This window comes from uncultured Sulfitobacter sp. (genome assembly GCF_947497275.1).
In the GTDB taxonomy this organism is placed as follows: domain Bacteria; phylum Pseudomonadota; class Alphaproteobacteria; order Rhodobacterales; family Rhodobacteraceae; genus Sulfitobacter.
This window is the reverse complement of record NZ_CANMFS010000004.1, coordinates 203,642-220,193: the sequence shown is the minus strand read 5'-3', so window position 1 is coordinate 220,193 and position 16,552 is coordinate 203,642. Positions and strand designations below refer to the sequence as shown.

Annotated in this window: 18 protein-coding genes and 2 pseudogenes; 7 read left to right on the top strand and 13 right to left on the bottom strand. The window is 59.1% G+C overall.

All coding sequences use genetic code 11. The features are described from left to right. The first annotated feature begins 72 nt into the window (after positions 1-72). Positions 73-1,653, top strand: coding sequence for a Hint domain-containing protein (locus tag Q1A06_RS10400; RefSeq protein WP_299562675.1), 1,581 nt, complete (start codon positions 73-75; stop codon positions 1,651-1,653). Positions 1,654-1,655: 2 nt separating this feature from the next. Next, positions 1,656-2,750, top strand: a complete 1,095-nt coding sequence (locus Q1A06_RS10395; RefSeq protein ID WP_299562672.1) for a Hint domain-containing protein — start codon at positions 1,656-1,658, stop codon at positions 2,748-2,750. Between the two features lie 10 nt (positions 2,751-2,760). On the opposite strand, the gene Q1A06_RS10390 is transcribed toward Q1A06_RS10395, so the two are convergent. The 4 genes from Q1A06_RS10390 to dapD all read right to left on the bottom strand — a co-directional run bounded on the left by Q1A06_RS10390 (position 2,761) and on the right by dapD (position 4,666). Continuing rightward, positions 2,761-3,099 (bottom strand): hypothetical protein, encoded by a 339-nt coding sequence (locus tag Q1A06_RS10390; protein WP_299562669.1) that lies wholly within the window; start codon positions 3,097-3,099, stop codon positions 2,761-2,763. A 64-nt stretch (positions 3,100-3,163) separates the two neighbouring features. Further along, complete coding sequence (locus Q1A06_RS10385) at positions 3,164-3,418, bottom strand: GlsB/YeaQ/YmgE family stress response membrane protein (protein WP_299562666.1); 255 nt, start codon at positions 3,416-3,418, stop codon at positions 3,164-3,166. Between the two features lie 59 nt (positions 3,419-3,477). Further along, positions 3,478-3,807 (bottom strand): hypothetical protein, encoded by a 330-nt coding sequence (locus Q1A06_RS10380; RefSeq protein WP_299562663.1) that lies wholly within the window; start codon positions 3,805-3,807, stop codon positions 3,478-3,480. 31 nt (positions 3,808-3,838) lie between these two features. Beyond that, positions 3,839-4,666: a 2,3,4,5-tetrahydropyridine-2,6-dicarboxylate N-succinyltransferase gene (dapD, locus tag Q1A06_RS10375; RefSeq protein WP_299562660.1), complete on the bottom strand. Its 828-nt coding sequence runs from the start codon at positions 4,664-4,666 to the stop codon at positions 3,839-3,841. Between the two features lie 159 nt (positions 4,667-4,825). Between dapD and Q1A06_RS10370 the strand changes: the two genes are divergently transcribed. Next, on the top strand, positions 4,826-5,680 hold the full coding sequence (locus Q1A06_RS10370) for a TIGR00730 family Rossman fold protein (RefSeq protein WP_299562657.1): 855 nt from the start codon (positions 4,826-4,828) through the stop codon (positions 5,678-5,680). On the opposite strand, the gene Q1A06_RS10365 is transcribed toward Q1A06_RS10370, so the two are convergent. From Q1A06_RS10365 to Q1A06_RS10335, 7 genes and pseudogenes are all read right to left on the bottom strand, one after another. Further along, complete coding sequence (locus tag Q1A06_RS10365) at positions 5,673-5,888, bottom strand: hypothetical protein (RefSeq protein ID WP_299562654.1); 216 nt, start codon at positions 5,886-5,888, stop codon at positions 5,673-5,675. The genes Q1A06_RS10370 and Q1A06_RS10365 overlap by 8 nt on opposite strands. A gap of 300 nt (positions 5,889-6,188) precedes the next feature. Then, positions 6,189-6,373 (bottom strand): annotated as a pseudogene (locus tag Q1A06_RS10360) (ATP-binding protein); the annotation flags it as partial. A 134-nt stretch (positions 6,374-6,507) separates the two neighbouring features. After that, positions 6,508-6,902, bottom strand: a pseudogene (locus Q1A06_RS10355) (IS21 family transposase); the annotation flags it as partial. 29 nt (positions 6,903-6,931) lie between these two features. Continuing rightward, the gene (locus Q1A06_RS10350; RefSeq protein WP_299562651.1) at positions 6,932-7,087 is read right to left on the bottom strand and encodes a hypothetical protein; all 156 of its coding nucleotides are present in this window, start codon (positions 7,085-7,087) and stop codon (positions 6,932-6,934) included. Position 7,088: 1 nt separating this feature from the next. Next, a complete protein-coding gene (locus Q1A06_RS10345; protein ID WP_299562648.1) occupies positions 7,089-7,583 on the bottom strand; it encodes a mechanosensitive ion channel domain-containing protein in 495 nt (164 codons plus the stop codon). Between the two features lie 118 nt (positions 7,584-7,701). Next, complete coding sequence (gene rlmN / locus Q1A06_RS10340) at positions 7,702-8,886, bottom strand: 23S rRNA (adenine(2503)-C(2))-methyltransferase RlmN (protein WP_299562645.1); 1,185 nt, start codon at positions 8,884-8,886, stop codon at positions 7,702-7,704. A gap of 107 nt (positions 8,887-8,993) precedes the next feature. After that, positions 8,994-9,524 carry an invasion associated locus B family protein gene (locus tag Q1A06_RS10335; RefSeq protein ID WP_299562642.1) on the bottom strand — a complete coding sequence of 177 codons (531 nt, stop codon included), beginning with the start codon at positions 9,522-9,524 and terminating at the stop codon, positions 8,994-8,996. A gap of 191 nt (positions 9,525-9,715) precedes the next feature. Here Q1A06_RS10335 and Q1A06_RS10330 point away from each other — a divergent pair, with 191 nt between their 5' ends. Further along, positions 9,716-10,696 (top strand): asparaginase, encoded by a 981-nt coding sequence (locus Q1A06_RS10330; protein WP_299562640.1) that lies wholly within the window; start codon positions 9,716-9,718, stop codon positions 10,694-10,696. A gap of 80 nt (positions 10,697-10,776) precedes the next feature. Here Q1A06_RS10330 and serB read toward each other — a convergent pair whose 3' ends face one another. After that, the gene (gene serB / locus Q1A06_RS10325) at positions 10,777-11,652 is read right to left on the bottom strand and encodes a phosphoserine phosphatase SerB (RefSeq protein WP_299562637.1); all 876 of its coding nucleotides are present in this window, start codon (positions 11,650-11,652) and stop codon (positions 10,777-10,779) included. Positions 11,653-11,809: 157 nt separating this feature from the next. Between serB and Q1A06_RS10320 the strand changes: the two genes are divergently transcribed. From Q1A06_RS10320 to Q1A06_RS10310, 3 genes are all read left to right on the top strand, one after another. Next, on the top strand, positions 11,810-12,949 hold the full coding sequence (locus Q1A06_RS10320) for a phosphoserine transaminase (RefSeq protein WP_299562634.1): 1,140 nt from the start codon (positions 11,810-11,812) through the stop codon (positions 12,947-12,949). Between the two features lie 85 nt (positions 12,950-13,034). Then, positions 13,035-14,630, top strand: a complete 1,596-nt coding sequence (gene serA / locus Q1A06_RS10315; protein WP_299562631.1) for a phosphoglycerate dehydrogenase — start codon at positions 13,035-13,037, stop codon at positions 14,628-14,630. Between the two features lie 68 nt (positions 14,631-14,698). After that, positions 14,699-15,430, top strand: coding sequence for a metallophosphoesterase family protein (locus Q1A06_RS10310; RefSeq protein ID WP_366523516.1), 732 nt, complete (start codon positions 14,699-14,701; stop codon positions 15,428-15,430). Here Q1A06_RS10310 and Q1A06_RS10305 read toward each other — a convergent pair. Beyond that, positions 15,349-16,419, bottom strand: a complete 1,071-nt coding sequence (locus Q1A06_RS10305; protein WP_299562628.1) for a phosphatase domain-containing protein — start codon at positions 16,417-16,419, stop codon at positions 15,349-15,351. The two genes, Q1A06_RS10310 and Q1A06_RS10305, sit on opposite strands and share 82 nt — an antisense overlap. Between the last annotated feature and the right edge of the window lie 133 nt (positions 16,420-16,552).

Sequence of the window (16,552 nt, the reverse complement as noted above, 5' to 3'; positions counted from 1 at the left end):
TGTTGGACATGGGGGTGTTCCCCTGTCCGCCCGTGGCTTGTGCTGTCTTAAGAAAAGGCTTGAGGCAGTCACATGGTAACAGCGTCGGAACTCCCTATCGAAACCGTGCGTGAGGGAACAAGCGCCACGGAAATGGCGCAAGAGATCTTTGGTCAGGGCGTGACCGTCACCGGCGCCACCTACTATGGCGATATCGACAGCGCAGGCACCTATTCGAACGCAGACAGCGTGATGCCGGGGGTCGCCCCGTCCGACAGCGGCGTGATCTTGTCAACAGGTAACGCGCAGGACTTCACCAACAGTCGCGGACAGGCCAATCAGGACACCGATACCGGTACCAACGTCAGCGGCATCGACAACTACAGCCAGTTCAACAATGCGGCTGGCACGCGAACCTATGATGGCTCCGTGCTGGATGTCGATTTCATCCCCGATTCCTCTGTCATGACGATGCAGTTCGTGTTTTCCTCGGAAGAGTATCCGGAATTCCAGAATTCAATCTATCAGGATTTCGTCGGCGTCTGGATCAACGGTCAGCTGGTCGAACTGGATGTGGGAAACGGTGACACCGACCCCGGCAACATCAATACGACCAACAATATCAACATGTATGTCGACAACCAGAACGACGAATACAATACCGAGATGGACGGGTTCACCATCACCATGACCCTGACGATGAACGTCAACGCGGGTCAGACCAACTCGATGCGGATCGCCATCGCGGATGTGTCTGACAGCAACTACGACTCCAATCTTCTCATCGCGGGGGGATCGGTTCAAACGACGCTGGTTGCCGTATCCGATAACGTCAACGTCTACCCGGACGGCACCACGACCCTCGACGTTCTGGACAACGATATCAACAATGGCGGTGGAACGCTGACTATTACCCACGTCAACGGCAAGTCGGTCAGCGCGGGGTCGACCATCACGTTGCCGACGGGGCAGGAAGTCACTCTGAACGCGGACGGCACGTTTAGTGTTGTCGGCGATGGGGACGAGGAAGATTTTAACTTCACCTATACGATGAGCAACGGCACCAGCAGCGATGTCGGGTTCGTCAATGCAACATCGGTGCCGTGCTTCGTCGCCGGCACGCTGATCTCTACGCCCGACGGCGATAGACCCGCGGAAACCCTGCGGCCCGGTGACATGGTGCTGACAAAAGACGAAGGCGCACAACCGCTGCGTTGGATCGGGTCGCGCAACGTGACCGCGACAGGGCCTTTTGCGCCGGTTCACATCAGTGCGGGCACATTCGGCGCGCACCGCGATCTTCTCGTATCGCCGTTGCACCGGGTCGTGATCAGGGATGTTCTTGCCGAATTGCTGTTCGGTGAAGACGAGGTGCTGGTTGCAGCGCGCGATCTGGTGAATGATGTGTCGATCACCCGCCGCGCGGGCGGTACCGTGACCTATGTACATTTGCTGTTCGACCGCCACCAAGTGGTATTTTCCGAAGGGCTCGAAACCGAAAGCTTTCTTCCTGGTCCGCAAACAAGCTCCAGCTTCGAAGCTGAGGCCGTCGCCGAGATCTTCAGCCTCTTTCCCGAGCTCGATCCAGCGACCGGCGCGGGCTTTCCCACCGCCGCGCGGCGGATGTTGAAACGATATGAAGCAGAGCTTCTGCGCGCTGCAAAGGCGGCTTGATCATGACATGGCTTGCATTGGTCGATCACAACGACCGCCGTCTTTCCTTGCATGGTCTAGGTGCGGAGAAACGCGCCGAACCGATCTGTCCCGACCGGCCAGATCAGGTGCTGTCGCGGGGCAGTATCGTTTTCGAGACGCAGGTTTCCGAGGACTCGCGGCCACAGGTCCTGTTCGGCTATACCACGCCGCATCCGATGCACCGGAGTCTTGTTTTTCAGGCGATCCCCGGTGGCGGTTTGGCAATGGTACAGGTGCAGGGCGATTCCATCGCCCATGCCGCCATCGCGCACAAGAATGCCGGACGCGCCGAAGTAGTGCGTGTCACCTACGCCTGGGACATCAAATATAACTGGGGCCGCCTGACACTTGAGCAGGCGGGGGAAGCGTTCGAGACCAGCGTGGCCGTCGAGAACCCCCTGCCGCTGACCCTCGACGATTTGCGCGATCTCATGTTGGGACGCGGCCAGCAGACCTATGCGCAAGACATGGTTTTCGCGGCGCTGTCGGACCAGATCGAACCGATCGGACCAAACCCGTCCCTTACACCGAATACGCCGATCGCAACGCCTTGGGGGTTTCGCGACGCGGGCAGCCTGAAACGGGGCGACACCGTATATTCGGCGCAGGGCGACGTCGTGCCGGTTTTGCAAAACGTGTCGCGCTGCGTGCCTGCACGGGGCAGTTTCGCGCCCATCCGGATGCGTGCGCCCTACTTTGGTTTGCAACAGGATATCTTTGTCGCGCCTGACCAACGTATCGCCATCGACGGTCCGGAGGTCGAGTATCTTTTTTCCTGCGAAAAAGTGCTGGCTCCCGCGCGCCATCTCGTGAATGGATTTGCAGCACAGGACGAACCCTGGGGTCATACCATCCGTTATAATCAACTGATCTTGCCGCAACATGAAACTGTGTTGGCCGCGGGTGCCCCCCTTGAAAGCATGTATATCGGCCGGATGCGACGTGATGCGCACCAGCTTGCCTCAAGTGTGATGTTCGGTGTCGACCGCAACGATCTGCCTGAACATGCGGCACCGATCCACAAAGTGCTGAAATGGTACGAAGCGATCCATCTGGCGAAGCGCCGCGCCGCATGAGCATGATGGATCAGTCGTAGAACGGCGTCATCTGCGCTATGATGACAGAGTTTTCGTCAAGAGCACGCTTCATCAAAGCGCGCTCTTCCGGATCGATCTCGTCACCATCCGCCTCGCGCTCTTCCAAGGTACCATAACCGGTAACATCCAGTGGCGCAGTGTCAGCCTGTTTGAGGATCGCTACGGTTTCGCGCACTGCTTCGGCCTCGTCGATACCGGAGGCAAAGCACATCAACGCAGCGCCGGTCGCCGTATCGGGCAATCCATCGCCCTTCTTTCGACCGATTTCTATCAGCAGGGTATAGACCTGCTGCCGAGAGATTTTTTTAGGTGGGGTGGTATCGGGCATGTGCACGGACCTTTGAAAAGTTTCGCGCACAGCCCTATCGTCAAGATCTGCCTTTGGAAAGCGTTCAGCGCTTGCGCTGAATCATCGACCCTGCGGCGATCAGAATACAAGCGCCAATCGTTGCAACGAAAAGCTGACCAATCCAGCCACCGAGCGTAGAACCGAAAACCGCGAACAGAATCCAGTTGAAGATAATCGCGCCGAGAACCCCCAGAATGATATTCAGGATCAGACCATGATCCGTTTTCATTATCTTTTCCGCGATCCATCCGGCAAGTGCCCCGATGATGATCGACATTACCCAACCGATGCCCGCCATTTCATTCTCCTGTTTACGTATTCTAGAGCAAACGCAGTTCCCTGCGTTTGGGTTCCCCGTCACTCGCAGCGGCGCAGATAACTGATGTGCGCGCCCTTTTGCAGAACGGCGATACCTGTTTCGGTTTTGAGGATCATAATCCGGCGTTGCCAGGGTTCTGCATCGGCGCGGCAAATCGCATCGTACAGGGTGCCGTCCATCCCGACGACCCGCGTCGGGTTGCGCAATGCACACCGGCTACCGACGGTGAAAAAAGCGCCCGATGTGATAAGGATCGCCCCGCCCTCGACACCGATGCTCTTGCAATCCCAGCTGTCGCCAATTTCCTGCAGTGGCCGGTACCGGCCATCGTATGGTCCGGCCTGTGCCGCTGCAGCAGACAGCGACACCAGCAAACAGAGAACCGGCAACCGCACCGGATCAGGTACGCAAGAGCTCGTTGATCGATGTTTTCGAGCGGGTGCGCTCGTCCACCCGTTTCACGATCACCGCGCAGTAGAGGCTGACGTTGTTTTTCGATGGCATGGTGCCCGCCACGACGACCGAACCGCTGGGCACTTCGCCGTACATCACTTCGCCAGTCTCGCGGTCGACGATTTTGGTCGACTGGCCGATGAACACGCCCATACCCAAGACCGATCCTTCCCGTACGATGCAGCCTTCGACCACCTCGGAGCGGGCCCCGATAAAGCAGTTGTCCTCGATAATAGTCGGGCCAGCCTGCATCGGCTCCAACACGCCGCCGATGCCGACGCCGCCCGACAGATGCACGTTCTTGCCGATCTGTGCGCAGGAGCCGACCGTGGCCCATGTGTCGACCATCGTGCCCTCGTCAACATAGGCGCCGAGGTTCACGAACGACGGCATCAAAACCACGCCGGGTGCGATATAGGCGCTCTTGCGCACGACGCAGTTGGGCACGGCGCGAAATCCGGCCTCTTTCCAATGTGCGTCGTCCCAGCCCTTGAACTTGCTGTCGACCTTGTCCCACCAGCCACCGCCCTGCGGGCCGCCGTCATGCTGTTCCATATCCTTGATGCGAAAGCCGAGCAGGACAGCTTTCTTGGCCCATTGGTTCACCCGCCATGCGCCATCGTCCTGCTTTTCCGCCACACGCAGCTTGCCACCGTCCAGCGCCTCTAGCGTTTCCTCGATTGCGTCGCGGATCTCGCCCGTGGTGGCGGCCGTGATGCTGTCGCGGTCTTCCCACGCGGCCTCGATTGCTTTTTCGAGTTGTGCATTGGACATGTGTCGTCTCCGGTCAAATGAAACTATTGACTGGCGCTATAGCTGTGCGGCGCGCATCGCGCAATCTTTGATAGGAATGCACCGCAGCGCATATCGGCGTGGCAACCGGTCGCAAACCCATGCATGGTGCAAAGAAGAAGCAGTAACAACGGAGATCAGATGAGCAAGAAGCCCAAGCATCCGCTGCGCGATGCGCATACCGATATTGATGCGGTAAGCGAGGTACCGGTCACACCGCAAACGCAGGCGCCGACCTATCGGCTCGCCTTTACCGACGATGAGTTCATGTGTCGTGATGAACTGCGTCCGGTGCGTTTGCAACTCGAACTGCTCAAGCCCGAGCTGATCCTGAATGAAGAGGGCGTGATATCCACCATCGTGCTGTTCGGCGGCGCCCGGATCCCGGAACCGGCGCACAAAAGCGCGGCGCGCACGCCCAAGCTGGCGGAGTTGTCGCATTTCTACGACGAAGCGCGGGAGTTTTCGCGGCTGATGACCTTGAAATCACAAGAGGGCGGTGGACGGGAAGGTGTCATCGTGACCGGCGGTGGGCCCGGCGTGATGGAAGCGGGGAACCGCGGCGCCGTAGATGCGGGCGGCGTTTCCATCGGCCTTAACATTGTGCTGCCGTTCGAGCAGGCACCGAATGCCTATGTCACACCCGAATTATGCTTTAACTTCCACTATTTCGGCATTCGCAAAATGCACTTTCTGATGCGGGCCAAAGCGATATGCGTGTTCCCCGGCGGCTTTGGCACGCTTGATGAAACATTCGAGGCGCTGACGCTCATCCAGACCGGCCGCATGCAGCGGGTACCTTTCCTTCTGTTCGGGCGTGCATTCTGGGAAAGCATCATCAACTGGAATGCTTTAGCTGATGCAGGCACGATCTCGGCCGAAGATCTGGACCTGTTCCGATTTGTCGAAACAGCGCAGGAAGCAGTCGAAGCCCTTGAAAATTGGGGCGATCGATCGGCCCGGGAAACGGTGCCGGGACGGCAGGCTGTCAGCTGAAAAACGTCTGGGGAAGCACGCAGACCTCGATACCATGGGGCAGCGTTTCCAGAACGCGTTGGCCATCCGTGGTATCGCGGATGGAATAGCCGTATCCAGCGAGGCGATGCTTCCATTCACGGTCCGACAAAGCGATGGCACGCTCGCGCTCCACGATCTGCAGCACTTCCTTGGTGGCAAAGGCGTCTTTCTTCATAATGATGGACATCTGCTGTCTCCTTATTGAGGTGTCTCGGGAAACAGATTGTTCCGCTTTGGTGGCAGGAATCGGCTGGGATTGCGGCGGAACCAAGGTTTTTCAACAATCACCGGTTGAAGCGTTTTTGATGCATTTCGCGAAACAATGACAGATCAACCAAGTGGATTGATGTCCAGAAGAGGGACTTTTCTTTCGAAAAACCGGTCCGCGTCTTTGGGCGGGGTGTAAGAGATTTTTTCTGAACCACAGGCCGGGTCGACCCGGGAACATGGTTGTCGTGCGGGCCGGTTCATCCAACTCGGGGGTGGGAAGCCGGTCGAGCCGTGCAGTGATCATTTTGGCACCCCGAACACCCTCGCCAATTCTTAGAGACGAGATTGGTTGTGAGGATCACACTGGTGCGCTCGTAGAGCTTGCTCGAAAGATGGAACAGCAGCGCGCCGCCTGGATGTGCTGAACAGCGGGTAACCCAACTCATCCAGGATCACGAGGTTCGTTTTGATCGGTACCTCAGCGATCTTCCCAGTCTTGGGCATTTTTCAGTGTCAGGTCCGCTGATCAACACCGAATTCACTGCGGCGTCGGGCCAGAGGCGCGCAGAATCATGACGCCTTGCTGCAGCTTGGGAGCCACCGAAAACACGGAAAGCAGGCCAGTGGGCATCAAAACAGCATCTTGTGGGTCTGCCGCAAATAGGTCCGCACCAGAAACGCACGGCCATGTGACAGCTTGATGCGGGCGATTTGAAGCTCAACGCGCTCACTGCCGATAATGGTAGCCCAATCCAACCGGAACGCCTCGACAGGTCGAAACACCAGCGGCACGAATGTCGTTTGCCGTACGTGCTGCCGATCAACCTTCCAGGCGCGCACATGCCACCACGCTCTCAGGAGAACCGTCAAAACCCAGTTGTACCAGATCCGCATGCATCCGCTTGGCAGTGGGCCGGTCTTTGCGCGATTTACACTGCTCCGTCAGCAACCAACCCGTCAGTTTTCCCGCAAACGGATACAGCTTGCTTGGCCGCGTCGACATCCTGAAATCGGACTCAACTATATCAGCCCGCGGATATTTCCTAATGGTGTTGCGAGCTGCTTGCGACGGTCGCCATCGGTCTCTTCGGTCTGGTCGTGAAACAGATGCACCTGCGTCGGGTAGGGCATGTCGATCCCTTTCTCGTCAAGCGCCTTGTACACCGCCTGTGACACATCACCGAAAACATGAATTTGACTGCTGCGGTCGGATTTCGTCCACCAGCGCAAGCGCACCACGTTGGCAAAATCGCCCAGAGCCGCAGGGGATCGTTTCTGTCGCCATCTTTTTCGATACGCCGCTGACTGACGCACAGGCCTCTTCCATGATCTGACGCGTCGCATCCCAATCGTCGTTGCAGCCGACGCTATCTGCGTAGAACTCCGAGTTCGGTATCACCACACGCCGCCCGTCGTAGGTTATGATCAGAGTCGCACGGGTTTCGATGTTTTCAACCGTGCCTTCATGCCCACCGGACGCGATCTGGTCGCCCGGTGATACCGTCGGCGCGGCGATCGTGAACCCCAGCATGAAACCGACAACGATGATCGCCCACTTGATCAGCGATCCGGCGACCTCTGCCAGACTATCGCGTCCCCGCGACCGCGCGGACCGCCGTATAAGCGCGGAAATACCCCGCGCCAGGAGCCAGAACAGGAAGATAATCGACAAGCGCCATGCCGATATTCAGTAAGAGCTTGAACAATCCGCCGAGTCACGCGTCCAGTTTTTCGAAGCGGACCGCTGGTTTCAACATGCGTTTCTCGAAAGGGTTCCGACGGCGGGACGATCACCCCTGCGAAACGCCCGCTTCCGCCTCGATCGCGCGTTTCGATTTACGCGCACGTTCCGTTTCCGATTTCAGCTGGCCACAGGCGGCCATGATATCCTCGCCCCGGGGCTTGCGCACCGGCGAGGCATAGCCGGCTTTATAAACGATCTCGGAAAAGGCGCGGATCCGGTTGTTCGAGGACCGTTTATAGGGTGCACCGGGCCATTCGTTGAACGGGATCAGATTGATCTTTGCCGGGATTCCTTCGATCAGCTTCACCAACCGATGCGCATCCGCGTCGCTGTCGTTCACCCCGTCAAGCATGACGTACTCGAAAGTGATCCTCTCGGAATTCGACACTTTCGGATATTCGCGCAGAGCGTCCAGCAGTTTCTCGATGTTCCAACGTTTGTTGATCGGTACCAACATATTGCGCACTTCGTCCGTTGTGGCATGGAACGACACCGCCAACTGGCAGCCGATCTCCTCCGCCGTGCGCGCGATTTCGGGCACGACCCCGGATGTCGACAACGTGATCCGGCGGCGCGACAGCTGAATACCCTCGGGGTCCATCGCGATCTTCATCGCGTCACGCACGTTCTCGAAGTTATAGAGCGGCTCGCCCATTCCCATCAGAACGATGTTCGACAACATCCGCGCCTCGTAGGTGCGTGTGCCGGTCTGCGGCCATTCCCCTAGATCGTCCCGCGCAATCATCACCTGCCCGATGATTTCGGCAGCCGTCAGATTGCGCACCAGTTTTTGCGTGCCGGTATGACAGAACGAGCAGGTCAGCGTGCAACCGACCTGCGAGCTGACGCAAAGCGTGCCGCGATCCTCTTCGGGGATATACACCACCTCAACCTCGTGACCGCCCGCAATCCGGACCAGATACTTGCGGGTGCCATCGGTGCTCACTTGCTTGGTGACGACTTCGGGCACTTCGATCACGAAATTCTCGGCTAGATCAGCGCGAAATGCCTTGCTGAGGTTGGTCATCGCGTCGAAATCACGCACGCCCCATTGATAAATCCACTGCCAGATCTGTCCAACCCGCATCTTCGCCTGTTTCTCCGGCGTGCCGCTGGCAATCAACGCAGCGCGCATCGCATCGCGGGTCAGCCCGACAAGGTTTTGCGGACCCTCGGGCAACTTGCGCGGTAATGTCATGACATCCTGAGTGATCGGTGCTTTGACAGGCATGGCTCGAATCCTTTGGACAAGTTGCGCCCGCTATACAGTGGTTGCACTAAAAATGAAAACAACCCCGCCTTCGCAGGCAGGGCTGTGGAAAACCTTACTGCGAGTGCTCAGCTTCCGCAGCGTTTCTCGGCGTCCTCGATGGCAGCGGTAAAGCCGAGAAGCGAGAAAGTATCCTCGGTCTTTGTCCCGCGCCCGGACCGGCCGGTCGCTTTGGCATCGGCACCACGTTTCATCGCGGCGATAATCTTCGAGTCGTCATCGGTGGTCGCGGGCCACGCCCATTCTCCATCTGTGAATAGCTCATAGGCTTCTCCGGAAATTTCCAACGACACGGTGGATCCGCTGGCAAACGGATATCCACCGGTAAAGGCAACCTGCCCGTTTGCCCCGGCGCTCGGACGGAAAAACACCATCAGCAATGTCTGCCCCCGATTCACGGCCACCACGCGCCCATCGCGCGAATTCACGGACTCCTTGGGTGTCGATACGCCCCAGCACTCTGTGGGATTGTCCTCGACGAACACGCTCCAGTCGGTTTTTGCAGCGACGCGATTGGTGCTCTGGTCCTGCGCAAAAGCGCCGCCTGCGACCAGACCTGCCAGTGCGATCGCGCCCAACCCTGTTTTCAAAAGTCCCATCAGTCCACTTCTCCAGCCGTCTTTGTTGCCTCAACACATCTTGCAAACCAAAAGCGTGACCGCTTTTCCGGGCCATTCTGCGATATCGGCTTGCGTTCTTTTCGACAACAAACACCATAGCGCGAAATACGCGAGGGACAAAAGCCTGATTGGCATGTTTTTGCCCAAACCATCAACCGAAAGGAAAGCCCATGACCGCCCCCGCCCCCTTTGCAGAGATCTGGCGTGGTCCATTTCTCGAAAGCGTTCATACGGGTCATGCCGTCATCTGCGACACCAGCGGTCAGATCGTCGATGCTTGGGGCGACCCGGACGCAATCGTGCTGCCGCGCTCGTCGTCAAAGATGCTGCAGGCACTGCCATTGCTGCAATCGGGCGCGGCAGACGCGTTCGGCCTGACAACCGAACAGCTGGCAGTGGCCTGCGCCTCCCACGAAGGCGCGCCAATCCATGTGACCAAGGTCGGCGTCTGGATGAAGGATCTTGGGCTGCGCGACGACGCTTTCCGCTGTGGCGTGCAGGAAACCCGCGACCGCACCCTTCTCGAAGCGCAGATCCGTGCGGGCGATAGCTCCTGCCAGATCCACAACAACTGTTCGGGCAAACATGCAGGCTTTCTCACCCTCGCGCGACATCTCGGTGCAGGCCCTGAATATGTCGACCCGGATCATCCGGTGCAAAAAGCCTGCCTCGCAGCTTTCGAAGAAATTACCGGCGAGACCAGCCCCGGCTACGGCATCGACGGTTGCTCCGCTCCCAACCCCGCAGCGACCCTGCACGGCATCGCCCGCGCAATGGCCCGTTTTGCAGGCGCCGCCGACGGCAGCCCCCAAGCACGGCTGCACCAGGCCATGCGCCTCCATCCAGACCTCGTGGCCGGCGAAGGACGCGCCTGTACGGAACTGATGCGCGCAACCGACGGCAAAGCCGCACTGAAAACCGGCGCCGAAGGGTTCTATATCGCCATTCTTCCGGAAAAAGGTCTTGGCATTGCCCTCAAGGCCACCTGCGGCACCACCCGCGCCGCCGAGGCCGCCATCGCAGCCCTGCTCGTCCGGCTGGGCATCCTTGATGCAAACCACCCCGCAACCCTCAAACGGATCAATGCCCCCATCGAGAACTGGCGCGGCATCCAGACCGGCGTATTGAAACCCGCCGCCGGTTTGCTCTGATATTTCTTTTGGCTAACAATATCCCGGGTGAATTGGCCTGAAAGGCCAAGGGGGCAGCGCCCCCCACGACCCCGGCCACCTCACGCCGCAAAATCAGATTTCGAATAGCCCTGAACATACAACAGCGCCGTCAAATCACCGTGGTTTATCCGGACATCGCAGGCCGCTGCAACCGAGGGCTTGGCATGCAACGCAACCCCCAACCCGGCGCGCGTCAACATGCCCAGATCGTTGGCCCCGTCGCCCACGGCAATCACGTCCGCCTCGGAGATGCCCAGCCGCGCAGTAATCACTTCAAGGGCGTCCACTTTCGCCTGTTTCCCAAGGATAGGCACAGCCACCTCTCCGGTCAGAAAGCCGTTCACCGCCACGAGGGTGTTCGCGCGGTTCTCGTCGAACCCCAGCTCTGCCGCAACGTGCGCGGTGAACGCCGTGAACCCACCAGAAACCAACGCTGCATGCGCACCGTGCGCCTTCATCGTCGCAACAAGCGTGGCGCCACCCGGCATCGGTGTGATCCGCGCGCTCAGAACCTTGCCGATAACGCTTTCCGGCAACCCCTCGAGCAGCGCCACCCGCGCGCGCAACGCGCCATCGAAATCAAGCTCGCCATTCATCGCCCGCGCGGTGATATCCTTCACGTGCGCACCCACGCCTGCCTCCTCCGCCAATTCGTCGATGCATTCCTGCTCGATCATGGTGCTGTCCATATCGGCCAGCAACATCCGCTTGCGACGTCCCGCCGTCGGTACCACTACCAGATCGACACCCATCGCCTTGCAGCTTTCCCAGACCTCCCAAAGATTCTGGGGCACTGCGCTCAGCGCGAACTCAGCCGCCTCGTCCGGACAGAGCCAGACCGCATCGCCACCGCCCCAGGCATTACGCAAGGACTCGACAAGAGCGGGATCCAGAGCGGGGTTCAGCGGAGATGTCAAAAGCACGGCTGTATACATGGTCAAGTTTCCGATCAGCGTCAGAGGCGTCGCAAAAGGACGATCAAACGGCGTTCTAACGTTGAATACCGGCTTGTGCCAGAGCCAGCCGCGCCGTAAGCGTCAACGCGGGACACCCTTCCCCAACGAAGGGCATATATCTGAAAGGATAGCATCAATGGCTACCACTCAACCGTCAACGCGGCCGGCAAATCCGCGTTTCTCGTCCGGCCCTTGCGCCAAGCCCCCTACATTCGCACTTGAAAAGCTCTCCGGCGCGCCGCTGGGGCGCAGCCACCGTGCCGCGCCCGGCAAGGCAAAGCTGCTTGAGGCAATCGAGACCACGCGTGAGGTTCTTGGCGTGCCTGCCGACTACAGGATCGGCATTGTTCCCGCGTCGGACACAGGTGCCTACGAGATGGCGATGTGGTCCCTGTTGGGCGAACGCCCCGTCGAGGTGGTCGCATGGGAAAGCTTCGGTGCGGGCTGGGTCACAGATGTGGTGAAGCAACTCAAGATCGAGGCGACCACCCACACAGCCGACTACGGCGAGATCGTGGATATGGCCGCGCTGAACTACGACAACGATGTGTGCTTTACCTGGAACGGCACGACCTCGGGCGTGCGGATGCCCAACGGCGACATGATTCCGGCGGACCGCAAGGGGCTGACCCTGTGCGATGCGACCTCCGCCGCGTTTGCGATGGATCTGCCGTGGGACAAGCTGGATGTGACCACGTTCAGCTGGCAAAAGGTGCTGGGCGGCGAAGCGGCGCACGGCATGTTGATCCTCAGCCCCCGCGCCGTCGAGCGGCTCGAAAGCTATACCCCCGCCTGGCCCCTGCCAAAGATATTCCGTCTCACCAAAGGCGGCAAGCTGATCGAAGGAATCTTCAAGGGCGAGACGATCAACACCCCCTCGATGCTATGCGTCGAAGACTACCTTTTCGCGCTCGACTGGGCAAAATCCGTAGGCGGTCTCAAGGGCCTGATCGCGCGCGCCGATGCCAATACGGCGGCAATCACCGCCTTTGTCGACACGCATGACTGGATCGACTTCCTCGCCACCGAACCCGCGACCCGCTCGACCACCTCCGTGTGCCTTAAATTTACCGATACGCGCATCGCGGACGGTGCCGCCTTTGCCAAGGCGGTTGCAAAGCGGCTGGCGGACGAGGATATCGCGCTGGACATCGGTGCCTACCGCGACGCGCCCGCAGGTCTGCGCATCTGGTGCGGTGGCACAGTCGAGACGCGCGACATCGAAGCGATGTTGCCGTGGCTCGCCTACGCCTTCGAGACCGAAATCAACGCATAAACCCCACGGTACTCGCCCGGCCTGTACGCATTTGCAGGCCGGGGATGTACACGGGCACATTCCCCCATTTTAAAGGACCACACTCATGGCTCCCAAAGTACTCATCTCCGACAAACTCAGCGACGCCGCCGTTCAGATTTTCAAGGATCGCGGCATCGACGTCGATTTCCAGCCCGATCTGGGCAAGGACAAGGACAAGCTGCTCGAAGTGATCGGCAAATACGACGGTCTTGCAATCCGCTCGGCCACCAAGGCCACGGAAAAGATCATCGCCGCCGCCGACAACCTCAAGGTCATCGGCCGCGCCGGTATCGGCACCGACAACATCGACAAGGACGCAGCGTCCAAGAAGGGCATCATCGTGATGAACACGCCCTTCGGCAACATGATCACGACAGCGGAACACGCCATCGCGATGATGTTCGCGGTCGCCCGTCAGATCCCCGAGGCCTCCGTCTCCACCCATGCGGGCAAATGGGAAAAGTCGAAATTCATGGGTGTCGAGCTGACAGGCAAGACGCTGGGTGTAATCGGTGCGGGCAACATCGGCGGCATCGTCTGCGACCGCGCGCGCGGTTTGAAGATGAAGGTTGTCGCCTATGATCCCTTCCTCGGCGAGGAAAAGGCACAGAAGATGGGTGTGGAGAAGGTCGAACTTGACGATCTTCTCAAGCGCGCGGATTTCATCACTCTGCACGTTCCGTTTACCGACCAGACAGCAAACATCCTCAGCCGCGAGAACCTTGAGAAAACCAAGAAGGGCGTGCGGGTCATCAACTGCGCGCGCGGCGGTCTGGTGGACGAAGAAGCATTGGCCGATCTGTTGAAATCAGGCCATGTCGCCGGCGCGGCGTTCGACGTGTTCGCGCAAGAGCCCGCCACAGAGAATCCGTTGTTCAACCTTCCAAACGTCGTCTGCACACCGCACCTGGGTGCCGCGACGACGGAAGCACAGGAAAACGTAGCGTTGCAAGTGGCCGAGCAGATGTCCGATTACCTGCTGACAGGGGCCGTCAGCAACGCGCTCAACATGCCGTCCGTCACGGCGGAAGAGGCCCAGATCATGGGGCCGTGGCTGAAGCTGTCGCAGCACCTCGGGTCGTTCATCGGACAGCTGACCGATGAGCCGATGAAGGCGATCAACGTCCTGTATGACGGTGTGGTTTCCGAAATGAACCTTGCCGCGCTCAATTGTAGCGTCGTCGCGGGTATCATGAAACGCGCCAACCCGGACGTGAACATGGTCTCGGCGCCCGTCGTGGCCAGAGAGAAGGGCATCCAGATCTCCACCACGAACCAGGACAAGTCCGGTGCGTTCGACGGCTATATCAAGGTAACCGTGGTCACGGACAAGCGTGAACGCTCGATCGCGGGCACCGTATTTTCGGACGGCAAGCCCCGCTTTATCCAGATCAAGGGTATCAACATCGACGCCGAAGTCGGCGCGCATATGGTGTACACCACCAACGATGATGCGCCGGGCATCATCGGTGCATTGGGCCACACGATGGGCGAGAATGGCGTGAACATCGCGAACTTCACCCTCGGCCGCGCCAATGTGAAGGGTGAGGCGATCGCGCTGCTTTACGTCGATGAATCTGTGCCCGCGCCCGTGGTTGAGAAGCTGCGCAGCACCGGTCTGTTCAATCAGATCAAACTGCTGGAATTCGATGTCGCCTGATTGCGTCGGATAAGGTATTTAGGCGGGTGCGGCTCTTTTTCGGGGTCGCGCCTGTTTCGTTTGGAGTGATGATGACGCAGCCCCTCTATGCCGTAGGTGACATACATGGCCAACATGAAGAACTGCTGCGTGTCCTCGACCTGATCCAGCGGGACGGTGGCGCGGATGCACAGATCGTTTTTCTCGGAGACTATGTCGACCGGGGCCCGTCCAGCGCCCAGGTGCTGGACACGCTGATCGCCGGACAGAACGCGGGCAGGCCGTGGACCTGCCTGAAAGGCAACCACGACAGGATGTTCACGTGGTTCATGGAAGAGTACCCAAGACATGATGCGTATCTGGCGCTTGAACTCTATTGGCTGCATCCCCGGCTTGGTGGCGACACGACGCTCGCGTCCTACGGAGTGAAGGTCAAGCAGACCGATCGGCAGCTGTCGGTACATGAAAAAGCCCGCGCCGCAGTGCCTCAGGCACATGTGGATTTTCTAAGAAATGCCCCGTTGTCGTATGAGACAGATGATCATTTCTTTGCGCACGCAGGCATTCGACCGGGTGTCCCGTTGGCTCAACAGACGGAACATGATCTGCTGTGGATCCGAAAGCAGTTCCACGCCGCGACACACCCCCACCCGAAGCTTATTATCCACGGACATACGCCCGTGAGACAGGCGACACATTATACCAACCGCATCAATATCGATGCCGGCGCTGGCTATGGTCATCCGCTTGCGGCAATCGTTCTCGAAGGGCGCGCATGCTGGACACTTTCCGACGATGGCCGCATCCCGCTGATCCCCTGAGCCGCCAGATCATTCACACGACTTGCAAAGCCTGAGAAATCGGTTCCGTGCAGGACCGGCACGCCTGATTGTCGGATCTCTTCCAACGCTGTCAAACTCTGCGCATCTGGGCCAGGACCTGGTTCGCGCAGGACAATTGCCATCACCCGCCCCGGATGCCGTGCGATCGCATCGCGGTAGACGAAGGCATCGTGTTGCCCGGTGTCACCCACAAGAACGTAGCGCAATTTTGGGTTCGCCTTCATCAGCGCGTCGATGCTGCTGCCCTTGTGATCGCCGTGGGTGCCGGTGATGAACTGCGTTTTACTGATCCCCAAATCGCGCAGAAACGTCGGACCTTTCACCAGACCCGCCGCCGCAAAGATATTCTGAAGAAACTGGTGGAGGTTCCATGGGGAAGAACTGACGTAATAGACCGGATTGCGCCCTTTTCGAGAGACTTCCTGGAGGAAGGCCACCGCATCGGGGAAAATGCTGCGGGTGCCGGCATTGCCAGTGAAGGTTGTCCAGAGGTTGCGTACCAGTGAGTAGGCGCCGGTTTTCAGCATCGTGTCATCGATATCGGAAACGATTGCGAAATCCGCCTGTGCGTCAGCCACGAGAACAGGACAAAGCGTGGCACCAGCGCGGCCTTCTATGGTGACTTCCACGTCGTTCCACCCCCGTTCAGAGGTCCGGGGAAGCAACAGGGTGAAATACCCTTCCTCGTCGGTCAGTCCAGTGACGTCATGTGCCGCCACCTTCACAGCCGCAACTTCGTCAGTCAGGAAAAGCGACAGCATCTGTTTGAAGTTCGTCCAGCGCGACTGCGTCGGGACCGGCTTGTTCCGGCGCAACCCACTCAGCACACGGCCCCGAACCACCAGATGATCGGGCGTGGCATAGCCGATATACGGCTCGATGATGCGGCGCGTGTCGCGTTGGCCGCGCAAGCCGTCCAGTATTCGTTCGGTGTTCCAGGCCAGACTGTGGAGCATTTTCTTGATCATACCGGTCCAACGCGGCCGCCATCGATTGGTTGCGAGTCTTCGAGATTGGCTTCGGCGGCCGGAAAACGACCGCAAGGGGGGGCTGACAATCGACCCGCCGCGCTTCATAAAACGAGGCATCAAACACTTGGAG